The following is a 3,549-nucleotide window of genomic DNA, read 5'->3' as shown; positions in this document are numbered from 1 at the left end:
GTGCTTCTTTGTCCTTTGCCATCATGCTGTGGTGGCTCACGACATAGTGTTCTTCCTCGCGCCCGACGATGAGGCTGTCGCGGCGATGCGCGGGCGGCGTCCCGGGCCAGGATTCGAGTCCGTGACCTGCCGCTTCGTCGAACCTGACGGTGCCATTGCCGAGTGGGACACGTACTTCGAGGAGCCCTCGGCCGGGGTCCCGACACCCGAGCAGCTCCACGGGCGGTGGCCGCAGTGGGTCACCGCCCCGTTGAACGACGGCATCGAGGTGTTCGCGCTGCCACAGCGGTTGACCCGGGCGCTGGCCGACGCCGGCCCCACGGAACTGGAGGAGCTCGCCGACCGCTGGACCACCAGGATCAGGTCCCACGACGGCGACGAGACGACCGACGACGATCTGCCGGCAGTCCTGCAAGGAGTCGCCCGGCTCGCAGCGCTCGCGGTGAGCACAGACGCTCACCTGTACAGCTGGAGCTTCTGACCGTCCAATCCGCGACCACCGAACTACCGGCTGCTCCTGATCACGAGTACGGCCGGCTTCCCGATCCTCGAGGAGGACCAGCGCGCGGGCCCGTCGGCTGACTGCTCAACGGCTCACCCCAGCCTGCGCGGAGCAGACCCTGCCGGGCTGGATCGGCAACGTGCTCAAGGCATCATCCCCGCGAACGCGGGAAGCAGCACCTGGTCGACGTCGGCGCTGCCCGGGAGCAGGGATCACCCCTGCGGACGTGGGGAGGACGACCTGGCGAAGGGGATGAGGGTCTTCCAGTCCTTCGGCTGACCCCCGCGGACGCGGGGAGGACTTCACCCGGGCGAGGACGTCGGCCGCGGTGGCCGGCTGACCCCCGCGCCTGCGGGGAGGACGCCCGCTGCGCATCTCAGGTGTTCCCTGTGACCGGCTGACCCCCGCGCCTGCGGGGAGGACCCGGCGGTGCGCGAGCTGCTGCTCGCGGTCGGCGGCTGACCCCCGCGCCTGCGGGGAGGACACCCCTGCGAGGGGTGCGGTTGCCGTATCCACGGCTGCGCCTGCGGGGAGGCCCCCCGGGGATGCTCAAAGTGTTGAGGGGGACCATACCGACGAGCGGGACCTGCCCGGGCGCAGACGGCCGAACTGGCAACGGCTACGGCTACGGCCGAGCAGCGGACACCGCGTCCGTGTACTGCTCGGTCGTCAGGTCCGCATCGTTGATGCCGAGCGAGGCGAGAACCGAGCGCACACTGGCCAGCGCCTCGGAGAGGTCGTCGGTGCTGGCAGCAGTCTCCAGCTCGACGAACGTTCCGTCGATCTCAGGGACACGGACCAGGGTTGCGAGGAACGTCCGACCGTTCTCCGTGAAGTCGTAGTTGCGGCACCGCTTCTCGAACTGAATGCGCGGAACGAATCCGAGCGCACGGACGATCTCGTGTGCAGCCTCGGCATCTTCGACCCTGGTCTCGGCCTCCGGCTTGGACCCGGAGGCCACATCGACACGAGCGCCCTTGTAGGTCAGGACGGTTCGGGTGTCGTCCGGCCCGTGTACGGTGCGGATCCGTAGTTCCCGGTCCTCACCCATCAACGAGCCGTCCGGGGCGTCGTAGTAGGTATTGCGGTACACCTCGGCGCGACCGACCCCATACCGCTCCTCAAGGGCCTTGAGGAGGTGCTCCGGATCCCGGACTACCGCTTTCAGCTCCGCCTCGATCGCCATCGCTCGTCCCTTCGTCAGATGATCCGTTCGGCCTCCGTCGCCATGGCGTCGAGCTGCCGACGCCACCCGGCGAAAAAGGGACCGTATGGGGTGGCGAGCACTTTATAGGTCGCCGACTCGTGTCCCTCCCAACCGCTGTGGAACGAGCTGACATAGAGGGTGGCATCGAGGCGAATCGTGCGCCAGACCGGCAAGGTTCGGTAGCGGTAGACCTCGACATGTCCCACCTCGGCCAGCTCACGCAGCCGAGCCTCGGCAAGCAGGATCCCGCTGGAGAGCGATTCCGCAGACTCGCCGATCTCCCTCGCGCGGTCCGCAACGGCCGGCGCTTCGGGATGCAGAAGAAGCACCCTCAATCGCGGCCTGGCGTCGGCGCCGCGTTCGAGGTGAGGACGGAGCAACGAGTCACGGAGGCCGAGGAGCCCCAGACCCCGAACCGCGAGCAGGTCGATCTCGCCAGCGGACCGGGCAGTGCGCTGGATCTCGGCTGCTGCGGATGCCTGGTCGGAGTAGACACGGACGATCTCCGGGAAGGCTGCGAGGTCGAACGCGGCGCCGGGCGCCCGGCTTTCTCGCTGCGGGGCCAGGCCGAGCAGTCGTCGTGCATCCGCTGGCATGTTCAGGCCGTCCGCGATGCGCTCGAACACATCGAGTCGGACGACCTCCCGGCGCCGGTTCATGATCTCGTTGACTCGACTCTGGGTCATGCCGACCTGAGCGGCAATCCGCGCTTGGCTGGCACCGCTGTGGTGCTGGACCCACCGGAACACGCCAGCGATATCCCGGTCCCGAAGCAGCCCGCGGACCTCGGAGTTCTGCCAGGCCCGGGTCAGGTAGTCGGATCGGTTCGAGCGCAGTCGCCACAGCAGCAGTCCTGTCTCTGTGTCATCTCACAGTGAGATTACCGTCCGGGTATCGAGGTGTGCGCTGCGTTACCCGAATCTCGTCAGGGAGCGGTGCAGCTCGGATGCCGCTGCGGTCGCCAAGGCACCAAGGAGGACACATGGCCTTGACCAGCGATGAGGACTGGACCGTGAGCGTCGGGGACCTCCTGTCCCCGACGGCTCTGCCACCGGTGGCGGCGCTGACCGAGGTCTGGCAGACCGTCCGGGGCCTCAACCTCGGAGACCAGCAGCACGCCGCCCTGAAGCTGCTTTTCGGCACCGGGGCAACCGAGATGGTCGAGGCGGCGCTCGATGGCGGGACGCTTGACTTCCCGGTCCAGCTTCCGGAGACGCGGATGACGATCCGGGTCCGCCGCGGCGACGGCAGGACCGCCAGACAGAGGCACGCCGCGCGGTACCGGGTGGTGCAGGAGCCGCCGCGGGGACGGAATCCGGGCCTGTGGGTGGTGATGGACAGCAAGACGGGCGGGCCGGTCCGCGAGAAGGAGGTCGTCCTGCGGTGGGGTATCGAGGCGAGCGCCCAGTCCTGGATCAGCCGAGAGGTGGCCCGCGGCGACTACCAGGGGAAGGCCGGCCATGCCCAGGCGTCCTGAAAGCCTCGCCGACAACGAACCGATGCCCGCGCCGGACACGGCCCGCGTCGAGGTAGGCCGGTGCGTCAACTGTCGCTCCTGGTCGTGGGGCTACTTCATCGTGGACCTCACTTCGTGCACTGCGCTCGTCCTGCACTGCGAAGACGAAGACGGGACGGACAGGGCGACTCCGCCCGGTCGCGACTCGCCGCAGCTGACGGCCGCCGCAGCTGTCTCGGTCGCGGCCGTCGTCGTGGTGTGCGTGCTGCTGCTGACCATCTGGCGCTACTGACTTCGGCTTGTCAGGGTGAGGTTGGAGTGTCGAGGGTCAGGCCGGTGCCGGCTATGAAGCCGTCGAGGGTATCGGGCCGGTACTGCAGGCGT

The 3,549-nt window shown here is 68.5% G+C and carries 5 protein-coding genes and 1 pseudogene; 3 read left to right on the top strand and 3 right to left on the bottom strand.

The features are described 5' to 3' along the window. The coding region (locus ADK60_RS20590; protein WP_234371185.1) for a hypothetical protein at nucleotides 1–481 on the top strand (481 nt) is incomplete at its 5' end. A gap of 646 nt (nucleotides 482–1,127) precedes the next feature. Here ADK60_RS20590 and cyaB read toward each other — a convergent pair. Continuing rightward, nucleotides 1,128–1,688: a class IV adenylate cyclase gene (cyaB, locus tag ADK60_RS20585; RefSeq protein ID WP_053647973.1), complete on the bottom strand. Its 561-nt coding sequence runs from the start codon at nucleotides 1,686–1,688 to the stop codon at nucleotides 1,128–1,130. 14 nt (nucleotides 1,689–1,702) lie between these two features. Beyond that, nucleotides 1,703–2,458, bottom strand: coding sequence for a helix-turn-helix domain-containing protein (locus ADK60_RS20580; protein ID WP_234371184.1), 756 nt, complete (start codon nucleotides 2,456–2,458; stop codon nucleotides 1,703–1,705). Between the two features lie 233 nt (nucleotides 2,459–2,691). Between ADK60_RS20580 and ADK60_RS20575 the strand changes: the two genes are divergently transcribed. After that, entirely contained in the window at nucleotides 2,692–3,186 is a 495-nt protein-coding gene (locus tag ADK60_RS20575) for a hypothetical protein (RefSeq protein ID WP_053647971.1), read from the top strand. Then, nucleotides 3,170–3,457 (top strand): hypothetical protein, encoded by a 288-nt coding sequence (locus ADK60_RS20570; RefSeq protein ID WP_159400512.1) that lies wholly within the window; start codon nucleotides 3,170–3,172, stop codon nucleotides 3,455–3,457. The genes ADK60_RS20575 and ADK60_RS20570 overlap by 17 nt, the downstream gene beginning before the upstream one ends. A 10-nt stretch (nucleotides 3,458–3,467) precedes the next feature. Here the strand turns inward: ADK60_RS20570 and ADK60_RS48145 are convergent. Then, nucleotides 3,468–3,549: pseudogene (locus ADK60_RS48145) on the bottom strand (transposase); the annotation flags it as partial.

This window comes from Streptomyces sp. XY431, from assembly GCF_001279805.1.
Lineage (GTDB): Bacteria > Actinomycetota > Actinomycetes > Streptomycetales > Streptomycetaceae > Kitasatospora > Kitasatospora purpeofusca.
Note: the sequence above shows the minus strand (reverse complement) of the source record. Positions and strands in the feature narration are given on the sequence as shown.